This window comes from Bacillus cereus group sp. BfR-BA-01347 (genome assembly GCF_022663835.1).
In the GTDB taxonomy this organism is placed as follows: domain Bacteria; phylum Bacillota; class Bacilli; order Bacillales; family Bacillaceae_G; genus Bacillus_A; species Bacillus_A thuringiensis_K.
In genome coordinates this window covers 268,799-289,934 of record NZ_JAKUGG010000004.1, presented here as the reverse complement: position 1 = coordinate 289,934, position 21,136 = coordinate 268,799, and the positions used below count along the sequence as shown (strand labels likewise).

Here is a 21,136-nt window from a genome sequence, read left to right as displayed (position 1 = left end):
GAGAAGGGTGAGAAAAATGAAACATACAATATTTAAGTATGCTGTGATTGGGATTACGACCGGAGTCATAGTCTCCCTATTAAAAAAAGAAAATCGGAAAGCTATACAAACAAAAGGAAAAAGCATAAAAGAAAAACTACAAGAAGGAAACATAAAGGAAACATTAGAGAAGGTAACTGAGACAAGTAAACAATTCTCTGCAACTGCAGCTAATGTTGCAAAACAATCATTACCACAATTGCTTACAGCCACACCAGTTGTCATTTCTACCATTAAAGACTTAACAGAGAACGAAAATAACAAAAAGAAAACAGATGAAAAGGATTACGAAATAAATGAAAATAGTAAGAACTTAGATGGGGAAAAAACGAAAAATGAAAAGAAATATGTGAAAGAAGGGAAAGAAGAGAGTGCCTAGATGTAACTCTAAAAATAGAAAGTGAGGAAAAAAGTATGAAATCTCTGTATGCAATTGATGTAGGAATTGGCTTTACCAAAAGGGCATATCGACAGGATGTAGATTCTGAGATGACGATCAAGAGTGAAGCTTCCACACTAGCCCCTGTACCTAATCATGCTGAAAGTGAAGATTTAACAAAGGTAAGTTTTATAGACTTAGATTTTGCATACTATATGGGAAATGAAGCACATCAATCTGACGCTTCGTTTCTTCCTCCATTTGACGAAGAAATAGAAAATTATTATGAAAGCGAACGATTTAAACAACAAATATTTGGTTGCATTGCAAAGGATTATAAAGAAAATGTCGTGTTACCTCTAGTTGTTACCGGGCTTCCCATCACTTGTTTTGGTAGTCAGCAGGAGCAATTACAACGTGCACTAAAAAAAGAAACTTCCGTGCAAATTGATGGGAAATTTATTAATATTACGGTGGAAAATGCTTTGATTCTTCAGCAACCGGTCGCTTTACATGCCTATTTCTTAAAAGAGGGAATCATTCAGGAACGAGATCGCATCTTAATTATTGATGGCGGATTTCGTACATTAGAAATGACAGATATGAAACAGAATCTCATTTTAAATCATTATGAGACGGAACTAGGATGTAGCAAGCCTTTGAAAAATATTAAGAATATCGTGCAGAATCATACGGATGAAAGTAATCAATTGCATATTAACGACATGCCAAACATATTAGAAAAAGGATATGAATGTCGAGAAGAAAATCATGAGACAAGTCAGGTTCATACTTTGATTCAAAAAGAGTTGGATGCACATTTCCAAGACGTCATGCGTGTATTACAAGAACAATTTAAGTTAGAACAGTATGATACTATTATTTGGACAGGAGGAATAGTAGATCTCCACAAAAAACGAATTGAAAAAATGCAAGGTGAAATTTCTTCTTTCCGTATGGTAGACGCTTCGAAAGAGGCTGCACTTCATGGATACTACATTATTGGGAGTCAAGTATTTGAAGACATCACAAATCAATCTGCATATGAATCCAAATTATAATAACGACTGAAATGGAGTTCGTTGAATAGACGTGCCAAATTATGTAGCTTCTTTTCCACATATAATAAATTATTTATAAGAAAAGATAAAAAGTGCTTGTATAGAGGAAATGTTTAAAATTGAGAATAAAAATAACTAATATATAGGGGGTCTTTCTTTTAAAAGAATAAGACCTCCTATGCCATTTATTATCTAAACACTTTTCCTCCAAGATATGAATACCTACATACAAATTTCATATTACGGATATGATTCGATCAAACATAAAACTATTTAGAAAGGAAGAATAATATGGAATGCATAAAAATGACGAAATGGAGTTGGTATCATGTGAAAACTAGTGAGCTTGAAAAACTTTCTTCTATAATCCCTCGTGATATAACATCTTATTTCTCTCAATTTGTAAAGAAAATAAGTTCTCCTTGTGAAAATGGATTATATGTTTATACGTTATCACCAAGTCAAACTTGTGTATATGGTTCGTTTTTATATGATCAAGATAAAAAGGAGGCCAAAATTCAAAAATTTCTTCATTATTTCGTAGCTCATGGAATACTGATAACAGTTCAGGAAAAAGAGGAAGAGGACTTCCAAAAATTAATACATAATTTCCCTATGGGTACAAAAAATTGTAACACTTCCGCTGAAGGATTATGTGCTATCTTATCAATGTTTATATCTCATTATTTGCGAAAGGTTGACTATTTTGAAAACAATTTCAGAAATGTATTATGGGATTTTTATCATCATAATAACATAGCAGTTTTAGAAAGGATTTATCATATTCGTCATGAATTATTTATGAACACACATGTGTTTCGCTTAATACAAGAAGTGTTACAAGGATTGGAGGAAGCTTGGTTAGAAAAACTAACAAGCACCCTTTGTTATAAACAAACACACGTAAAATTAGAGCGTGGATTACAACTTGTTAAAGAGTACCAAGAAGAATTAGACACGATGATTCATTTACAAGAAGTTGTTTCTTCTCATCGTGGGAATGAAATTATGAAAGCTCTTACTGTATTAACTGCTGTGAGTACGCCTTTGACAGCCTTAGGAGCATTATGGGGTATGAATTTTAAATACATGCCTGAACTAGAATGGAAATATAGCTATTTAATCGCTCTCTTATTTATTATTTTCACAACAGGGGGTATGTATTTGTATATGCGGGTAAAAGGATGGACAGGTGATTTATTACGAGTAAAGAAAAAAAATCTTTTTTTAAATCAAATTAATCTTGTTTTATAAAACATATGATAGATATATGGTTAGTAATATTTATTAATTGGGGTAGTGCCATATCCTCACCAAGTTAAAATTTTGATGTCCCCGCAATGATAAAAATGGTGAATATTTATATGAAAGATTAGAGCTCTCCTTCTTGTAAGAGAGCTCTAATCTTTGTTTAAAAACTATATTATATACATAGGCAGACTCATCATCTGAAATTTGTTCCGATTCAATTTAGAATATGACAAAAGAGAACTTGCGTTAGACAACAAGCTCTCTTTAAAAGAAATAACGTAGTTGAGATACTTATATAGTAACAATTGTTTTCTTCTAATTCCATATGTCTTATGTTGAGAAATAAATTATAAGTGGCTTGATAACGCTAAAATGAATGATTGACATAATATTTTGACGATAATATAATAAATCTCGAATTCAAGATAACTTGTAAAGGATTGGGAATTATGAGCGTGATTAACGATGAGAGCCTATATTTAAAGTTATTTGTTATATTATGAAGGGAATTACAGTCAATCACTAAATGTATTGCAAAGGATATAAAAAATTATGGACTTAATCCAACTGAATTTGCAGTGCGTGAGCTACTATACAGTAAAGATAATCAGCTTATACAAAAACTTGGAGACAAAATATTACTTGCAAGTAGTAGTATCACGTACGCGTCAAATATTTCAGAAGGTATTGAATTAATGGACACTATTTTTCCTCAGCATAAAGGGGGATTCGGCAAATATTTGATAGTTTGGACTATATGGAGAAAAAATGATAATTAAACAGTTGAAAAAGTTAGGATGTTACACACAGAAATTGTAAGTTTTTAGAGGTTATTTCTGCTTAGTAATATCCTAATTAAATATAAATTAAATAAATAGGAGGAAAAATTAATAAATAGTAGTAAATTTATTGTAATGCAAAGTAAATAAATTATGTAATTGCAATTGATATAGTAAGAAAGATAGTTGTTATGTTAACGATATATATATCGTCCTTTTCATTATAAATCTTTCATAAAGCGGAGAGTGGGTATCAAGAATGGAATTACGTCATTTAGAGTATTTTATTCAAGTTTGTAATAATAATAGTTTTACTAAAGCTGCGGAAGTTCTAGGTATTTCACAGCCGACTTTAAGCCAACAAATCCGTGTGTTAGAAGGTGAACTTGATACACCTTTGTTTCATCGAGTTGGAAGAGGTATCAAAATGACAGAAGCGGGTAAGCTGCTATTTGATAAAGGAAAATTTATCATGCAACAATTTGATGAAGTTTATAATGAAATTTTTGAATTAAAGGGTGTAAAAAGAGGGGTAATTACTATAGGTGGTTTATTAGAGGATCTCACTTATTTAACACCTTATATTATGAAGTTTCAACAACATTATCCCAACATCGTAGTGAAAATTATAGAATCCGAAGTTGCTGTAAATCAAATCGTTGATAAAAATATTGATATAGGCATCACACGTAGTGCTCAAATTCCAGAGACATTAACAAGCACCCTTTTGTATAGAGAAGAGCTTGTCCTTGTCATTCCAAAAAATCATCCTTTGAATGAAACATCATTTGTTTCTTTTCGAGAATTAGTAGGGCTCAGTAGAATAATGGTTTCATGTAGTTGTCGTGAATCTATTAAAATATATTGTGAGAGTTTAGGGTTATCTTTATCTGAAGCAAATATAGAAACAAAATCTTCTATTTCTCTATTGAGCCTTGTATACAATGGACATGGGGGTGCCATAATACCTCTTTCACTGGTTAACTTTGTTAATAATGATACTTTGAGCATAGTTCGTATTATTGACCCGACACCAAGTCAAGATATTAATCTTATCCACTTTGATGATAAATTTTTAAGTTTTGCAGCACGTATCTTTATGCAGAAGTTAAATAATCCTGAAAAAGCATTAGTATAATAAAAATAATAATGATTATAGTGTGAGGATTAAACATGATACATAATTCTTGGGAGAAGACCTAAATTACAGTCAAAGGGCATTGGCTTTATATGTGTGGTGTGATCGATTCAAATGGGAATATCATTGACTTTTACTTAAGGGAAAAAGGGCAGACTTTGCAATGAGAGAAGGCTGTTAAAAATAAGTCAAGTTAATTAATTAGCTCTTCGATTTTATCACATAGTAATAGATTCCATTAGGGAGATATTGCTATTTCTTTTTACATATCCTTATTGCATAAAGAATACCACCGGCATTATACCGGTGGTTTTGACTTAGAAAGCAAAGCAAGTACAACCAATACCCCATTTAGTTCCATCTTTTCCTATTACGGTATGAGTGTGTTGATGGAGAGGGTTACTGCAACTATGTAACTTGTGATCATGGGCATCGTGAGAAAGTATAGTGTGGGCTAGGTTAGCACCACCATAACCATAAACTCCCGTCGGTGACCAATCAGGTGATGCTGGTGGCAATTCAGGTGATAAATTTTTAAATTCATCATTTCCATAAACAACCTGCCCACCCATAATGGTGAGTAATGATTCAAGGTTCTTGATTTCTTCTTCTGGCACAGTAAAGTAGTCAGCAGACAATACAGCAAGATCAGCAAACTGACCTACTGCAAGGGTTCCTTTTTTACCTTCATCACCAGAGAACCACGCACTTCCTTTTGAATATAATTCCAGGGCTACTTTTCTATCAAGTTTATTTTTTTCATCGTATATCGAAAGTCCACCAATGGTTTTTTCGGCAACCATCCAGTAAAGAGCGACCCAAGGGTTATAGCTGGAAACCCTAGTTGCATCACTACCGGCGCCAACAGGTATACCTAGGTCTAACATACGATAAATCGGAGGAGTACGCTTTGCAGCTTCCTTTCCGTATAAATCAACAAAGTATTCACCTTGAAAAGCCATGCGGTCTTGGATGGCAATACCACCATTTAAAGCTATTTCCTTGAAATACATTTATGCATTTTGTTTACTAAGATCTCGCTGCGCGCCCATATAGCTTCCAATTATATTTTGATAGCCTGGAAGATTGCTAGCAAGCAAATTGCCAAAACCTTCGACATCGTTGCGCCAATCACGTTGTAATTCGCAAGCTACGCTAAACCAGTTCATAAGTTGCACACCACTATGTGCCATACGAGTATTTGCAGCATCTGCTACTTGTTTACTGAAAGTTCCTGAAGCATCAGTAACAGCAAATACTTCATATCCAGCTTTTATAGCGGAAAGTGCAGGGAAAGCAACACAAACGTCAGTAACTACGCCCGCGATGATAAGTTGCTTTTTTCCAGTTTCTTCGATTGCTTTTACAAAATCATCATTATCCCATGCGTTAATTTGTCCAGGTCGAGCTATTTTTGGTACATGAGGAAAGAGATCAACCAATTCTTGCATTAAAGGTCCGTTAGGCCCGTTTTCAAAACTTGTTGTTAAAATAACTGGTAAATCAAAAAACTTAGCAGTATGAGCAAGAGCTAGAACATTGTTCTTGAATTCATCAACACCATAGTCACGTACTAGTCCGGACATAAGACCAGTTTGATGATCTACTAAAAGCACGACAGCATCATCTTTGTTAATACGAGAATAGAAATCAGTCATTATGTATTCCTCCTAAAAATTAAGTAATCGAAGAAAGTTTAAATAGTCGAATACTATCATAAGTTTCTTCGTTTATAACTAAGCTGACCAATAATATTGGTTATAGCAGCATTCACAGAACATGAAGTGCTATACAAATTTATAGTATTTGAAAACTGATTAATTAATCAATTCTAAATCATCTATAATTTGTATAGGTCGTAACTATAGTTGTTTTCACTATAAAATAGATTGGTTTTACCTATACATCCTATAGATAGAACAATATTGATAGTCACCTATTTTTGTTATTACAATTGAATATGAGTAATGTTCAGTAATTATTTTATGATGAAAAAGGTATTAGAGGGGGGGATTGTTCCAAAAGGAGAAAATGAATGCATTGGAACAATAGAGTTTCATACTTAGAGTTCACAACATAAAGGTGCATGAATAGGTTATGAGATTCATCCGAGTTATTGAAGAAAAGGATACATATTAGAATATTTTTTGGAGGTAGAAGCATGGCTAAAATTACTGTAGGAACCGAAAATCAAGCACCAATTGAGATATATTATGAGGATCATGGCACAGGAAAACCAGTTGTACTAATTCATGGTTGGCCGTTAAGTGGTCGATCTTGGGAATACCAAGTTCCAGCTCTTGTTGAGGCTGGATACAGAGTTATAACGTATGATCGTCGAGGATTTGGAAAATCATCTCAGCCGTGGGATGGGTATGAATATGATACCTTTACTTCTGATTTACATCAACTATTAGAACATTTAGAGCTTCAAAATGTCACACTTGTTGGTTTTTCTATGGGTGGAGGAGAGGTAGCTAGGTATATTGGGAAATATGGAACCAATAGAGTAGAGAAGGCTGTATTTGCAGGAGCTGTACCACCATTCCTTTACAAGTCAGCAGATCATCCTGAGGGTGTATTAGATGATGTAGCAATTCAAGGATTTGAAAATGGAGTAAAAAGTGATCGCCTAGCATTCCTTGATGAGTTTACGAAAGGATTTTTTGCTGCTGGAGATCGAACTGACTTAGTTAGTGAACCATTTCGACTTTACAATAGGGATATCGCTGCAGGTGCATCACCTAAAGGAACACTAGATTGTATCGCTGCTTTCAGCAAAACAGACTTCAGAGGCGATTTAGCTAAGGTTAATATACCTACCCTTATTATTCATGGTGATTCAGATGCGACTGTACCATTTGAATATAGTGGGAAATTAACACATGAAGCAATTCCTAATTCTAAAGTAACGTTAATAAAGGGTGGTCCACATGGGCTAAATGCAACGCATGCCAAAGAATTTAATGAAGCACTCCTATTATTTTTAAAGGACTGATTATAACTATATAATTGTTAATTGATAACTTATAAACAAGTTAAAATAAAGCTTTATAAAAGATGCTCTTGGATAAATCCAGGAGCATCTTTTTAAATGGTGATATTGAGATGTTAGATTGATAAATCTCCAGTAGTTTTGGATTGAATATTCTTCTTAACAGCTAAAATGTATTGATTAGAGTTTTTTAGATTTCTTAGAAGTATTGTTATATTACTATCAAGATAATATTTTGAATAATCCTCAAAAAAAGAAATGTTTTGTCAGAAAATAATAAAATTTTATTAATTTTTATAATTAGTTGAATTTTTATAGAAATAATTCTCTTAATATATTAAAATAACATCGTATTATGTCAGATTTTAATTATTAGGGGAGAGAAATTTTATGTTGAAAAAAATCATTCCAGTTGCTTTAGCAATAAGTACAGTTACTTTTACTAGTGTATTTGCTTTGCCTTCAGTACAAGCGAGTACAGAACCAAACCGCTACATAGATGTGCAAATGCTCGGTATTAACGATTTTCATGGGCAACTAGACACTGTAAAAAAAATTAACAATAAAGATGCAGGGGGAATTGAGTACTTAGGGGCTTATTTACGTAATCGTGAAAAACAAAATCCGAATACATTAAAGGTACATGCTGGCGATGTTGTTGGAGCAAGTACTCCTGTTTCAGCATTATTACAAGACGAACCTACGATTGAATTTCTAAATGATTTGAAATTCGATGTTGGAACGATAGGAAATCATGAATTTGATGAAGGTGTTGCGGAAATGAACCGCCTTATTTATGGTGGATACCATGAGAAAACAGGGAATTTTAAAGGAGCAAAATTTCCATATGTTGCCGCAAATTTCTATAATAAATCCACTGGTCGTTTATATTTACCACCATTCACTATAAAAAAGGTACAAGGAGTTCCTGTTGGATTCATCGGAGTCGTAACAACGGATGTTCCTAACCTTGTTATGCCTACTATGCTAAAGAATGTAGAAATTACAGATGAAGTTGAAGCTATTAACAAATCCGTAAAGCAATTAAAAAAACTAGGCGTTAAATCTATCGTTGTTCTTGCACATAACGGAGGTACAACAGATGGGAACGGAGTAACAAATGGTGATATCGTCCGATTAGCAAATGAGACTGATCCAGAAGTCGATGTTATTTTTGGTGGCCATAGCCACACTTATGTAAATGGAACTGTTAATAATAAACTTGTCGTACAAGCAAATTCATATGGTATGGCTTTTGCTGATGTTGATGTAAAGATTGATCGTAAGACACAAGATATTGTTGAGAAAAAAGCAGAAATTGTTACAACTTACCATGAAGGCATGGAGCCTGATAAAAAAATAAAGAAGAAGATGGAGAAATATCAAGCAAAAATCGCACCTCTTGTTAATGAAGTTGTAGGTAAGTCTATTGCTCCACTAGATCGTAAACTCAATACGGCTGGTGAATCTACTCTCGGAAATTTAGTTGCTGATGCCCAGCGTGCAACAATGCAATCCCAAATTGCACTTATGAATCCTGGTGGTATTCGTAATGACTTAGATGCTGGTGATATTACATGGGGAGAGATATATGGTATTCAACCATTTGGAAATCAATTAATAAAAATAAATTTAACAGGTCAAGACATTCGTGATATTTTAAATCAACAATGGCAAAAAGATATAACAAGAATGCTTCAAATTTCAGGTATCCAATACACTTGGGATGCGAACAAGCCTAATGGAGAAAAAGTAACAAGTATTCGCTTAACAAATGGAGAAGAAATCATTCCTTCTAAAACTTACAGCGTCGTTGCTAACGCATTTCTAGCTTCAGGTGGAGATGGATTTGTATCCTTTAAAAACGGTAAAGATGCTGAAACAGGACCAACTGATTTTGAAGCATTAGTAGATTATATAAAAAAATCAAAAGAACCAATTCAGTCTATTATCGATGGAAGAATTCAACAAATAAATTAGTTTTTATTAATCTCAAAAACAACTAGATTACCTGTGCGCTATACTCTTTAGTGTGCAGGTAATCTATTTTTTTGATTTGAAATAGTCTAACTGTGGCCAATGGGTATACCGTCTAGATGCAGAGTACCGAAAAAAATGAAGTGAACAAAAAATAACCCCTAAATTAACTCTATGATAAAGAGACTACAAACAATCAAAATTTGGAACTTCATATTAACCACGTTAATAATACATACTGAAATTGAATACTTTAGATAACATCATTTATAACGAATATCTATACATTATAATGTTATGCAATGAGGAATTTACACTACAATGGATTGAAGCTTATGTAGTTTTATATTCGTATAAGTGAATTAAGAATTTCTTAAGAACCTATTAAGAAATAAGTGAGTTTTAGGAATTAGAATAAATGTATCTTAACAGTAATAAGAAAATGAATGTTTTAAATGGAAGTTGGCAGAGTATGTCAAAAAGCTATAAGTAAATATTTCAGGAGGTTTTTTATGAAAAAGAAAATAATTATTGCAATTGTTGCTTCTGCTATAACAATGACTCATTTTGTAGGAAATACTTATGCAGATTCGAAAACAGAGTTTTCTGTTACAGCTCCCTACAATATAAATCAAATAGTGAAATGGTTAGAAGCACATGCAAAGCCTTTAAAAACAACTAATCCAACTGCATCTCTTAATGATTTGAAACCACTTAAGAATATGATAGGTTCAGCTTCAATTGTAGGTTTAGGTGAAGCTACGCATGGGGCTCATGAGATTTTTACAATGAAACACCGCATTGTTAAGTATTTAGTATCTGAAAAGGGCTTTACCAACTTAGTTTTAGAAGAGGGATGGGACAGAGCTTTGGAACTTGATCGATATGTTCTTACTGGAAAGGGAAACCCAAGCCAACATTTATCACCTACATTTAAGACGAAAGAAATGCTAGATTTACTTGATTGGATTCGGCAATATAATGCTAATCCAAAACATAAATCGAAAGTACGTATCATTGGGATGGACATTCAATCAGTAAACGAGAATGTCTATAATAGCATAATAGAATATATTAAAGCGAACAATTCAAAACTGTTGCCTAGAGTAGAAGAGAAGATAAAAGGTCTTATTCCTGTAACAAAGGATATGAATACTTTTGAAAGCCTTACGAAAGAAGAAAAAGAAAAGTATGTTTTAGATGCTAAACAAATTAGTGCTTTATTAGAGGGAAATAAAAGCTATTTAAATGGAAAATCTAAAGAGTTTGCATGGATAAAGCAAAATGCTCGTATTATTGAACAGTTTACTACAATGTTAGCGACACCTCCTGATAAACCAGCGGATTTTTATTTGAAACATGATATTGCAATGTATGAAAATGCGAAGTGGACTGAAGAACATTTAGGGAAAACCATTGTATGGGGACATAATGGACACGTTTCGAAAACAAATATGCTTCCTTTTATATATCCTAAAGTAGCTGGGCAGCATTTGACAGAATATTACGGAAAAAGATACGTATCTATTGGAACGTCAGTTTATGAAGGACAATACAATGTCAAGAATAGCAATGGTGAATTTGGCCCATATGGAACATTAAAATCGGATGATCCAAACAGTTATAACTACATTTTTGGACAGGTCAAAAAAGATCAATTTTTTATTGATTTACGTAAGGCGAACGGCGTGACAAAAACTTGGTTAAACGAACAACATCCAATTTTCGCTGGAATAACTACCGAAGGGCCTGATATACCAAAAACTGTTGATATATCATTAGGTAAAACGTTTGATATACTTGTTCAAATTCAAAAAGTGAGTCCATCTCAACTACATCAATAAATTTAGAATAATGTACCTTAATGACAACTTGAGAAGTGTTTCATATAACACTATGAAATTTGTTTTATATAGCAAGAAGAATAATCGTATTAGAAAAAATCAGCAGTTTAACCTGTTAAGAGTAAAACGAATCTTCAATATGTAAAGCACAAAAAACACTGAAGCGAAAAGCATCGGTGTTTTTTGCGCTTTTGGGCACAGATGCTACTTCGATCCTATTGTAGAAGTGATTTTGTATGTAAGGAATTTGTAAGGAATAGGTAAGGAAAAAGAGATTTTCATTGTGTAGGATAAAAATATAAGGAGGCGTGAAGGGGGGAACAAGTACGGCCTACATATAAAACAAATAATCAGTAACAAGAGTGTTTTGTGAAAATAATGAGTACAATGATTGCAAATGCATTGTTGCCTTTTCATCATTGAGAGAATGGATAGCTGTGTGGTTCGTATATGACACTGCTATTAACTATCTATATAATTTAAATAGAAGAGAGGAATTCTTTATGAAAACACGCAGTAAAATTACATGTGCAAGTCTAGCACTTTTAATAGGTGGAAGTTCCCTGTTATACATAACACCAACATCAATTGTAAAAGCAGAATCTACGCAAAATGTATCTAGTTCGTTACAAACAAGTACGAAAAGCGATCGTACTTCCGTTAAGAAAGCAATACGGGATGAACTGCAACTTGGATACCCGGGAATACTCGCTCAAATTTCTAAGGGTGGTAAAACTTGGAGTTATACCGCTGGGGTAGCGGATCTGAAAACTAAGAGACCAATGAAAGCAGATTTTCGCTTTCGCATTGGCAGTGTGACGAAAACGTTCATTGCAACGACTCTACTTCAATTATCTGGAGAGAATCGTTTGAATCTAGACGACTCCATTGAAAAATGGTTGCCTGGTGTCATTCAAGGAAACGGATATGATGGTAACCAGATTACTATCCGGCAAATATTGAATCATACAAGTGGTATTGCTGACTATATAAATTCAAAAGACTTTGATATAACGGATATAAAAAAATCGTACACGGCTGAAGAATTCGTAAAGATGGGGATTTCACTTCCCCCAGACTTTGCACCAGGAAAGGGTTGGTCTTATTCAAACACAGGATACGTATTACTGGGAATCCTTATTGAAAAAGTAACTGGCAACAGTTATGCCGAAGAGGTTGAAAATCGGATTATTGAACCGCTTGATTTGTCAAATACATTTCTACCTGGCAATTCAAGCGTGATTCCAGGTACCAAGCATGCACGTGGCTATTTGCAACTAGACGGAGCGAGTGAGCTAAAAGACGTTACTTATATTAACCCAGGTAGCTCGGATGGAGATATGATTTCTACTGCTGACGACTTAAACAAATTCTTCTCTTACTTACTAGGTGGCAAATTACTGAAGGAACAGCAACTAAAACAAATGCTTACTACAGTTCCTACAAATAGAGAGGGAACTGGATATGGTCTTGGAATCCTTGAAATTAAGCTTCCGAACGGTGTCTCGGTATGGGGACACAGAGGTGCCGTTCCAGGGTTTTCCACTTTTGTTGGTGGAACACTTGGAGGTAAACATACACTCGCTATCAATTCGAACAGTTTAAACATTAATAACCCGGAATTTTTTAAAAACATTTTACTTGCTGAATTTAGCAAGTAGACAAAAAGGAAAACTGGATAAATTTATCATTTGCAATTTCAATAGGAATGGATTAACACTTGAAATGAGTATAGGGGGGCATTAAGTATCTAGAAATAATCAAACCAATAATGAGAGATTGCTAAGTAAAAGGATTTGTTTATATATTCTATTCTCTCCAGCCGATTAAAAAAGTAACAGATATAATGAGTGATTATTATGTATACATTATTGCATTCGTGTTGGTATCGTCACTGATTATAAATTTGTATAAGGTGCGAAGTCTAATTTATGACTTCGCACTTTTGCTGTTTAACAGCCATTATTACTAAGCTATTAATAATAGAAAAAAGGAGAATGTAACTAGTTATGCAGATGAATCTTGGCACAGGCGTTATGTAGGAGGTTTTGCTGAGAATAAATTTAGAAGAATATATGAATTAGAGACATGAAAGCTAAGTGAATTTTAGTAGTTTTTATGTTCATGAGTTACTTGAAATTCTAGCTGTTTTGTATGCATAGTTTTTCCCACCTTGATTGATAGTGCATAGATATGAGTATTATATATATATTCATGTTACCGAGTATGCGTTAAGTGAGATTTTTTTAGAACTAAATACAGTGCCATCCCCTAATGGTGAAAACGGTATTTGAATATTGTAGGGCTCTTAAGTATTTTTTAGATTTTTAAAGCCCGGTCATTTTAACCAAAATTTTCATAGAAATACCTTTGAAAAGAACGTAAGTTCGTATATAATAAGAACGAATGTTCTTTTGTTGGGAGTGATAACCTTGTATGATTATTCTCTTTTACCGAATCGTATTATTCTTTGTGTAGACCTTCGTAGCTTTTATGCAAGCGTATCATGTATTAAAAAAGGACTTGATCCAAGATATACAAAATTGGCTGTCGTAGGGGATGTGAATCAGAGCGGATCAATTGTATTAGCAGCAACACCGCCATTAAAAGCGTTAGGAATAAAGAAGATGGCTAGATTTTATATTGATGTTTTTTTAGGAGTTAAATTAAAGTTAATAATTATACCAAAGGTTATCTTAATTTTTCTCAAAAATAGAAAAATGTTTAGAGCGAAATTAATTGAAAAGCTTAATCTTTTTGAGGATTTTTAGAAGTGGGGAATATAGATGTTATATGTAGATCAAGATATGAATAAAAAACTTGGGACACCGTCTCATGCTCATCAACTTAAGTTTTTGAAGTATCCTCAAAACGAAGATTTTGTATATACTGTTTATTTTGATCGGTTTGAGTTAAGTCATTTTTGTTAAGTTGATGGTGATGCATTGCTACCCATTATACAATAAAATAACAGACAACTAAAAAAGTTGCCTGTTATTAAAGCCCTTGGATAACGGAGGGGAAGTCCGTTAGGAAGATAAGGAAAATTCCATTGCTAGTAGCTTATAAAGAGTATGTACAAAATAATGTTTGGCAGACATCGTTTTAAGATGTCTGCTGAGTAAAGCGTTTAAAGCGAAGAGTGCCAGTTTGAATAGACTACAACCGCAGCCCAAGCGGATTAAGGATAGTATGTGTAGATATTTATAAAATATACAAATTTTTTTGAGACCTTGGCAGACAACTATATGAGCTGCCTACCTGTAGGTTTCATGAGTTTGACCGGAAAACTAATTGTATTCCTAGTCATTTAAAGAGTGAAATCAATAGTTTGAATGGCTTAGGAATAGTGTGTGCAAGTATTATAAAAGTATGTAAAGAAAAATATCCATGCTACAAACAGCACAGAGCACTATATAATAGTGCTCTGTGGAAAGCAAGCGTTATAAGTAAAAAACATTCTATACGATAAGATATCTGGCTCGTTTTAAATATGAAAAAAGTTGATATTTTTAATGCTAATAACAACTAACAAAAAGAAATTGGAGTTTGCTTACTGCTATATAAGATATAGTAAATTTGTTATTTATTGGTTTATCACCTGAAGAAAAAAGGGAAGATTGGATCATCCCTTTTTAGTTAGCCTAAAAAGTATAAATACTTTCTAAATATATAAATCTAACCGCGATACGGCATATACCAAAAGTCTAGTAATCACTGCATTTTATTGATTATACTGGGGTTCTTCTTGTTGAACCTCCTGAACACGTGGTTCTAAAGAATCAATAATTGTCTGTGCTTGCTGAGCTGCATTTTGATACAGTTGTTTTGCTTGCTGATTGTCAGTATCAAGAACAAATCCTTCTAAACTTACTTGAGCACTTTTTAATCCAGAAATAGTTTGTTTAAGCTTAGTAATTACTGTCATAATTAAATTCCTCCTTATAATCATGGATTCACTATTTAGAATAGCTATTTTCTACCAAAAGTATGTTTTCTAAATTTTGAATTTCTTTTATAGAGTTAATACATTGACTAAGAGTTTAAAGATACTAATGACGAATCGGGTAGAACAAGCTGTTCAACAACTAAGCGAAGTTTAAGTTATAACAAAAAGAGGGGCAAGCCTATTTGGAGCAGCTATAGAATCATTAAGAATAATAAAAAACTCGTGACTAAAAGACGAGTTTTTTATTATTCGTGATAGTTATTGGTTTTGATTACCTTGTTTCTTTTGATTGTTAGGCATAATTTCATTGGCAAATTCCATATTTGCCAGGTTTACTTTGGATGGAACGAATGTTCTTGTCGTACTTTGAACACCTTGGAACAAACGTTGAATAGGTCTCATCATATTTGAATTACGCGTTGCTGCTACACCAAAAATTGTTCCTAATCCTAGTAAAGAAATCCAAATCCACCCTCTATTAGTATTTCTTCTATTACTAAACAATTTAAATATTTGCTGAGTTCTTCTTCCAGAATTGAATAATGACATCAAGAAGTTAAGAATATTCATTTTTTGCCCCCCTGTAATAATAATTAGGAAAAAGAAACACTAAGTTCAATTTCACATGATTTATGTTGCAATATTTTATAGAAATTTATGATGCCAACTTATACTAATACTTATTGATTTTTTTTACTGAAAATCCTAAAATTCCCTAAATATTTTTTGTTGAAATATGCAAAATAGTTTTATCACAAATTCTAAAAAAGGGAAATGAATACAAAATGAAAAGTTATGTATTATTATTTTGGAATTTTATTGATCCAATATATTATAAATTCACTCGCTTAACTTATATTCATAACGGAGCTTACAAGGAAAATATTTTACGTGTGAGACTCACTCGTTACAAGGGAAAACATGTTATTCTTTCTGACGGTACACAGATCAATAAGAATGATATCTTGGTTAAAATTCATTTACATAATGTTCGTTTAATCAATGAAATGAAATCCATCAAAAATGATATTACAAAAGGGCGAATTATTTATCAACATGTTAAAAAATCCTTGCCTAGTCTTGGATCATATATTCAAAATCATTCTAGAACAGATGAGATTAAAGGGATAATAGGGATTTCAATGTTAAACAGAGGAGCTGACCGATTAGGTTTTGAATTTGTTTCTATTTCTAATCCTTTCTATAAATGGTTTAAGTGGTTAGCATTTATACCAATATGTTTATTATCTAATAATGATTCGATTTTCAAAATAAGGAAGAACAATATATCTGCCTCACCAAAATACTTATTTATGTCTAAGGAAAATTTATTACAAATATATAATTGTGAATCTCGAGATGAAATTGCTAAAAGAAAATGTTAATTACTTTTGTTAAATGGTCAATGAGCTTTTATATACTACATTAAAAATGATTTGACAGTAAAATATAAAGGCTGCTAACTAGGTCCGTTAACAGCCTTTTCATTTTATACTGCGGGTAGGGGTAGTTCTTTATTTTTAAATGTTGATATTGATAATTGATGCAATGTAATTTCTGGTCGACTTCCAACTCGAATATTTACTCCTGTTTGACCTAGCCCTTCACTAATATAAAAAGGTTTTCCATCTTGCGTATGGAGCCCTTTTATAATATTCATTCTTGCAAGCTTACCCATTTTCGCAAGATGATAGGCTTTGGGATAACAAATTTGCCCACCATGGAAATGACCAGCTAGTAAATAGTCAAAATGATGTTTTTTCATATGAAGAACAATATTTGGATCATGAGTTAATACTAAATTTGTTCCTGATTTAATTTCTCTATAAGAAGCTGCTAAATCACTGCGTTTCGTGCTGAAATCATCAATACCAATAATATTTACACGTTTATCTTGAACGTAAATAACATAGTTTTCATTGTGCATGACCTTGCAGCCATATTGTTCAAGTGTTGCTTTTAACTTTTGTAAGTCCTTTTCACGTAACACATAATCATGGTTACCGAAAACAGCGTATATACCATGCTTTGCATGTAATTGATTTAATACTTCTAAATATGGCGTAAGTTTAGGAATCGTACGTTTACGGTCAAGGAAATCTCCAGTAAGTGCAATCAAATCGATTGATTCATCTTTTAGCTTTTCATAAAGCTGAGCTGGGGAAATAGATATATTTTCGAGATGCATATCGGAAAGGTGTAGAATATTTAGTATCGGATCATACCCGTGGATTTGCTTTTGAATTATTTGAACTTTATTTATCACGACATCGGTCGTGCTTTTGTGAGCTTTTTTGAATAGATAGAAGAGAATAATAAATAAAACGGATAGTAATAAAATTTTCAATCACATCACTCCTTCTATAAAAATTATACATGAAAACCCCTTTCATTTTGTATGTAATTTATGGAACGAAATCCATCGTAATTTATTCTAGATAGTTGCCAGAATAGAAAAAAAGAAGTACCACATAATAACAGAAATGAATGAAAAGACACATCGTTAAGTGGACTTCAAGAGGTGATTTATGGAGCAACATTCAACACAAAAGACTATCTTGTTTTTGCCATTTTTGCAGATCCCATCAGGCCATCATCAAGTTGCACATGCATTAATGGAAGGAATACAAAAGGATCAATTCAATATAAAATGTGATCAAGTGGATATTCTCTCGTATAGTTACGGAAGAATAGAAGCATTGGTTTCAAATGTTTATTTAAAATGGATCAAAGAATTCCCTGATTTTTATAATTGGATATACCAAAACTCTGTCTACAAAAATGTCGAAGAGAACAAACGTTATCGATTATATGAACTTCTGTTTGTACCATTCATGAGGAGATTAATAAGAGATAAACAACCTGACCTGATTATTTGCACCCATGCTTTACCTTCCTATATATTGAATTATTTGAAAGAAAAAGGGGAACTAAAGACACCAGTTATAAATGTATATACGGATTATTTCATTCATAGTTGTTGGGGAATTGAACATAATGATTTTCATTTTGTACCGTCCCATCATATGAAGGAGTTTTTAAAAAAGAAGGGCGTAAACGATGAACAGATTTTTATAACGGGAATTCCTATTCATAATAAAATAAAAAAACAAAAAGAATATATAATGAACACTGCTTCTTCTGCATGGTCAGTTTTAATTACTGGTGGAAGTTTAGGAGTTGGTGCAATAGAAGATTTAATTCACCAAATAGGAACGGAAACAAAAATTCACTTTTATGTGCTATGCGGAAAAAATGACAATTTATATCAAAAACTTCAACAATTAAAGCGAGATAACATCACACCTTTAAAATATATTACATGTCGGGAAAAAATGAACAAACTCTACGATCAAATAGATGCAATGGTTACAAAACCTGGAGGAGTAACAATCAGTGAAAGTTTATTTAAAAGAAAACCTATCTTTATTTATCATGTATTACCCGGACAAGAGGAAATTAATTTACAGCAACTAAAGAAGTTGGGTGTGATTTTCCATTTGAATAAATGGAAAGATGAGAAAAATACAATCGAGGAGCAACTTCACTCATTTTTTCAAAACAAAAATCAGCTTCAAGAGTATCAAGACCGTATAACAGAATATCATCGACAGCTTATCACGAAAGAACCCTCACAAATTATAAAGGAATTAATAACGAAAGGATAACGCTTAAGTACTCAAATCGATTTTTAGTATGCAGCATTTTTTGAAAGTTACTTTTCTCTTTAGAGAGCAGTTAGGAATGATTTTAGATTGTTGAGGTGATTACATACATGCCAATGTTGGATGTGGAAGGTAGTAGTCTGTATTATACCGTTAAGGGTGAAGGGCTTCCTATTGTTTTTATTCATCCTCCTGTACTTACTTGTATGAATTTTGAGTACCAAATAGAGGAATTATCCCAAAAGTTTAAGGTGATTGCTTTTGATATTAGAGGAAACGGAAGGAGTCAATATTCAAGACAACCGATAACCTATCCACTAATTGCCCAAGATATTAGACGTTTATTGGATCATTTAGAAGTCGAAAAAGCATTCATATGCGGATATTCGACAGGAAGCTCTGTTGCATTAGAATTTTTGTTAACTTATGCTGAAAGTGCTATAGGGGGCATTCTAATTGGGGGAATGTCCGAAGTGAGGGACGGATATCTAAAGAATAAGATTTCACTAGGCGTGAAACTTGCGAAAGCAGGGGCAGTTTCATTTTTAGCATTGTCTATTTCATGGGGTAATTCAAATACACATAAATTGTTCAGAAAGATGTTTAAAGAAGCTCGAAAAGGAAATGCCAAAAATATCGAGCAATATTATAGTTATAGTTTACAGTATAATTGTACCAATCAACTTAGAAATATTCACCTTCCGGTTTTGTTGGTTTATGGTAAGAAAGATAAATTATTTTTTGATCATGCGAAATTACTGCATGGAAAATTGCCATGTAATGAATTAGAGTTCATTGATAACGTAAAGCATCAAATTCCTACAAAAGCAGCGAAGGAATTAAATGAAATGATTAAGCAGTTTGTTTATGTCCATACAGGGATGTATAGGAATGAAACGTTTTCTTTACCGGTAAGAGAATGAAAGTCTTGAGAATAAAGTAAAACGGTAATTCATCTTGTTAACGTTTAGAACTAATAGGAAGAAGCATCTAAAAAGATTACTTTTTGTAATAATTAATATAGGCACGTCTTCTTACATTGCTCTTTATATTCATTAACAGATTTTCTTTAACCCAAAGTGACTAGAATAAAAACATTTGAAAGTTGATGAGAAAAATATGTTTTACATTCAAATTATTAGTATGCATTGTGAATTCATACCTATTTGATTTTATCTATATATTATAGACAACGCTTTCGAAGTATTAAAAAGAATAAATTTTTTTGGATAATTTTAAACTCCAATAGGAAACACTACAAGTGAATATCAATTTTTGGGAGGTTTCCATATTGAAGTATAAAAAAATGATTTCTATATTTATGACAAGCATATTTACAGTAGGTTTACTATTTGGCTGTAATACAAACCAAAAGGATGAACAGGAACCAGATCCAACGGAGGAACCTTCTGAGCAAAGGAAGGAAAATCAGAATGATAATCAAGGGCCTTCTAAAGAGGGAAATAATAATGAGTTAAACCAAAAGGATGAACAGGAACCAGATCCAACAGAAGAGCCTTCCGAGGAAGATAAGAAGAAAATGAAAAATGAGTAATTACTGATTAATAAAACTTGTACTATAAAATATAAATTTTGGTGGTAAGTAATTCCCAGTATAAAAAGCCACTTTTCTTGAACTGCACCCCAATTGTTAGACAAAGTCTAACAATTGGAGGTGGTACACTAAACTGGACACTAAGTTAAGAGAAAAAGGTGATTCAGTTTATGAGTAGAAAAGTCTATGATCGTCAATTTAAAATGGCTGCAGTTCAGCTGGTACTGGAAGAGAATATGTTTGTAAAAGAGGTTACCAAAGAATTATCGATTCATTCTAATACTCTATATCGTTGGATAAGTGAGTATGAAGAATATGGGGAAAGTGCGTTTCCAAGCTGTGGAAGCGCACTTTATCTTTCTCAGTATGAAATGAAAAAGCTCAAGCGTGAGAATGAAGAACTGAGAAAAGAGCTTGATTTACTAAAAAAGTTCCAGGTCTTCTTGAAGAAAAAGAATGTGCAAGATTTCGATATTTAAAAGAAAATAAACACAAATATAACAT

General features: G+C 32.8%; 16 protein-coding genes and 4 pseudogenes. 15 read left to right on the top strand and 5 right to left on the bottom strand.

From position 1 onward, the window contains the following. Positions 1-16: 16 nt before the first annotated feature. From MR143_RS09660 to MR143_RS09640, 5 genes and pseudogenes are all read left to right on the top strand, one after another. The gene (locus MR143_RS09660; protein WP_000683207.1) at positions 17-418 is read left to right on the top strand and encodes a hypothetical protein; all 402 of its coding nucleotides are present in this window, start codon (positions 17-19) and stop codon (positions 416-418) included. A 35-nt stretch (positions 419-453) separates the two neighbouring features. Further along, the gene (locus tag MR143_RS09655; RefSeq protein WP_000839438.1) at positions 454-1,479 is read left to right on the top strand and encodes a ParM/StbA family protein; all 1,026 of its coding nucleotides are present in this window, start codon (positions 454-456) and stop codon (positions 1,477-1,479) included. 291 nt (positions 1,480-1,770) lie between these two features. Further along, positions 1,771-2,720: pseudogene (locus MR143_RS09650) on the top strand (magnesium transporter CorA family protein). A 459-nt stretch (positions 2,721-3,179) separates the two neighbouring features. Further along, positions 3,180-3,549, top strand: a pseudogene (locus MR143_RS09645) (MarR family transcriptional regulator). Positions 3,550-3,768: 219 nt separating this feature from the next. Further along, positions 3,769-4,647, top strand: coding sequence for a LysR family transcriptional regulator (locus MR143_RS09640; RefSeq protein ID WP_242280722.1), 879 nt, complete (start codon positions 3,769-3,771; stop codon positions 4,645-4,647). A gap of 317 nt (positions 4,648-4,964) precedes the next feature. On the opposite strand, the pseudogene MR143_RS09635 reads toward MR143_RS09640, so the two are convergent. Both MR143_RS09635 and ycaC read right to left on the bottom strand, forming a co-directional pair. After that, a pseudogene (locus MR143_RS09635) lies at positions 4,965-5,642 on the bottom strand (amidohydrolase family protein); the annotation flags it as partial. Positions 5,643-5,660: 18 nt separating this feature from the next. Then, complete coding sequence (ycaC, locus tag MR143_RS09630) at positions 5,661-6,305, bottom strand: isochorismate family cysteine hydrolase YcaC (RefSeq protein ID WP_000129304.1); 645 nt, start codon at positions 6,303-6,305, stop codon at positions 5,661-5,663. A gap of 503 nt (positions 6,306-6,808) precedes the next feature. Here ycaC and MR143_RS09625 point away from each other — a divergent pair. From MR143_RS09625 to MR143_RS09605, 5 genes and pseudogenes are all read left to right on the top strand, one after another. Further along, positions 6,809-7,645, top strand: coding sequence for an alpha/beta fold hydrolase (locus MR143_RS09625; protein ID WP_001074309.1), 837 nt, complete (start codon positions 6,809-6,811; stop codon positions 7,643-7,645). 387 nt (positions 7,646-8,032) lie between these two features. After that, positions 8,033-9,622 carry a bifunctional metallophosphatase/5'-nucleotidase gene (locus tag MR143_RS09620; RefSeq protein ID WP_000913750.1) on the top strand — a complete coding sequence of 530 codons (1,590 nt, stop codon included), beginning with the start codon at positions 8,033-8,035 and terminating at the stop codon, positions 9,620-9,622. A gap of 509 nt (positions 9,623-10,131) precedes the next feature. Next, positions 10,132-11,463, top strand: coding sequence for an erythromycin esterase family protein (locus tag MR143_RS09615; RefSeq protein ID WP_199717628.1), 1,332 nt, complete (start codon positions 10,132-10,134; stop codon positions 11,461-11,463). A gap of 437 nt (positions 11,464-11,900) precedes the next feature. Further along, positions 11,901-13,124 carry a serine hydrolase domain-containing protein gene (locus MR143_RS09610; RefSeq protein WP_116777374.1) on the top strand — a complete coding sequence of 408 codons (1,224 nt, stop codon included), beginning with the start codon at positions 11,901-11,903 and terminating at the stop codon, positions 13,122-13,124. A 771-nt stretch (positions 13,125-13,895) separates the two neighbouring features. Next, a pseudogene (locus MR143_RS09605) lies at positions 13,896-14,105 on the top strand (Y-family DNA polymerase); the annotation flags it as partial. 1,082 nt (positions 14,106-15,187) lie between these two features. On the opposite strand, the gene MR143_RS09600 reads toward MR143_RS09605, so the two are convergent. Together MR143_RS09600 and MR143_RS09595 are read right to left on the bottom strand one after the other, a co-directional pair. Beyond that, positions 15,188-15,391, bottom strand: a complete 204-nt coding sequence (locus MR143_RS09600; RefSeq protein WP_199717620.1) for a DUF1657 domain-containing protein — start codon at positions 15,389-15,391, stop codon at positions 15,188-15,190. A 279-nt stretch (positions 15,392-15,670) separates the two neighbouring features. Further along, positions 15,671-15,982, bottom strand: coding sequence for a hypothetical protein (locus tag MR143_RS09595; RefSeq protein ID WP_199717619.1), 312 nt, complete (start codon positions 15,980-15,982; stop codon positions 15,671-15,673). A 215-nt stretch (positions 15,983-16,197) separates the two neighbouring features. Here MR143_RS09595 and MR143_RS09590 point away from each other — a divergent pair, with 215 nt between their 5' ends. After that, positions 16,198-16,797 (top strand): YkoP family protein, encoded by a 600-nt coding sequence (locus MR143_RS09590; protein WP_199717618.1) that lies wholly within the window; start codon positions 16,198-16,200, stop codon positions 16,795-16,797. Positions 16,798-16,901: 104 nt separating this feature from the next. On the opposite strand, the gene MR143_RS09585 is transcribed toward MR143_RS09590, so the two are convergent. Beyond that, positions 16,902-17,759, bottom strand: coding sequence for a metallophosphoesterase (locus MR143_RS09585; protein WP_242280721.1), 858 nt, complete (start codon positions 17,757-17,759; stop codon positions 16,902-16,904). A 181-nt stretch (positions 17,760-17,940) separates the two neighbouring features. Here MR143_RS09585 and MR143_RS09580 point away from each other — a divergent pair, with 181 nt between their 5' ends. The 4 genes from MR143_RS09580 (at position 17,941) to MR143_RS09565 (ending at position 21,111) form a co-directional block, all read left to right on the top strand. Continuing rightward, on the top strand, positions 17,941-19,080 hold the full coding sequence (locus tag MR143_RS09580; RefSeq protein WP_242280720.1) for an MGDG synthase family glycosyltransferase: 1,140 nt from the start codon (positions 17,941-17,943) through the stop codon (positions 19,078-19,080). A gap of 107 nt (positions 19,081-19,187) precedes the next feature. Next, the gene (locus tag MR143_RS09575) at positions 19,188-20,000 is read left to right on the top strand and encodes an alpha/beta fold hydrolase (protein ID WP_242280719.1); all 813 of its coding nucleotides are present in this window, start codon (positions 19,188-19,190) and stop codon (positions 19,998-20,000) included. A 368-nt stretch (positions 20,001-20,368) separates the two neighbouring features. After that, positions 20,369-20,632: a hypothetical protein gene (locus MR143_RS09570; RefSeq protein WP_199717614.1), complete on the top strand. Its 264-nt coding sequence runs from the start codon at positions 20,369-20,371 to the stop codon at positions 20,630-20,632. Positions 20,633-20,802: 170 nt separating this feature from the next. Beyond that, positions 20,803-21,111, top strand: a complete 309-nt coding sequence (locus tag MR143_RS09565; RefSeq protein WP_199717613.1) for a transposase — start codon at positions 20,803-20,805, stop codon at positions 21,109-21,111. Positions 21,112-21,136 lie beyond the last annotated feature (25 nt).

What these genes read in the sequence shown, in the direction of transcription:
- MR143_RS09580 (WP_242280720.1), top strand. Translation starts at nt 17,941, where the DNA reads ATGGAGCAACATTCAACACAAAAGACTATCTTGTTTTTGCCATTTTTG.
- ycaC (WP_000129304.1), bottom strand. Translation starts at nt 6,305, where the DNA reads ATGACTGATTTCTATTCTCGTATTAACAAAGATGATGCTGTCGTGCTT.
- MR143_RS09600 (WP_199717620.1), bottom strand. Translation starts at nt 15,391, where the DNA reads ATGACAGTAATTACTAAGCTTAAACAAACTATTTCTGGATTAAAAAGT.
- MR143_RS09565 (WP_199717613.1), top strand. Translation starts at nt 20,803, where the DNA reads ATGAGTAGAAAAGTCTATGATCGTCAATTTAAAATGGCTGCAGTTCAG.
- MR143_RS09615 (WP_199717628.1), top strand. Translation starts at nt 10,132, where the DNA reads ATGAAAAAGAAAATAATTATTGCAATTGTTGCTTCTGCTATAACAATG.
- MR143_RS09595 (WP_199717619.1), bottom strand. Translation starts at nt 15,982, where the DNA reads ATGAATATTCTTAACTTCTTGATGTCATTATTCAATTCTGGAAGAAGA.
- MR143_RS09625 (WP_001074309.1), top strand. Translation starts at nt 6,809, where the DNA reads ATGGCTAAAATTACTGTAGGAACCGAAAATCAAGCACCAATTGAGATA.
- MR143_RS09655 (WP_000839438.1), top strand. Translation starts at nt 454, where the DNA reads ATGAAATCTCTGTATGCAATTGATGTAGGAATTGGCTTTACCAAAAGG.
- MR143_RS09660 (WP_000683207.1), top strand. Translation starts at nt 17, where the DNA reads ATGAAACATACAATATTTAAGTATGCTGTGATTGGGATTACGACCGGA.
- MR143_RS09590 (WP_199717618.1), top strand. Translation starts at nt 16,198, where the DNA reads ATGAAAAGTTATGTATTATTATTTTGGAATTTTATTGATCCAATATAT.
- MR143_RS09640 (WP_242280722.1), top strand. Translation starts at nt 3,769, where the DNA reads ATGGAATTACGTCATTTAGAGTATTTTATTCAAGTTTGTAATAATAAT.
- MR143_RS09620 (WP_000913750.1), top strand. Translation starts at nt 8,033, where the DNA reads ATGTTGAAAAAAATCATTCCAGTTGCTTTAGCAATAAGTACAGTTACT.
- MR143_RS09575 (WP_242280719.1), top strand. Translation starts at nt 19,188, where the DNA reads ATGCCAATGTTGGATGTGGAAGGTAGTAGTCTGTATTATACCGTTAAG.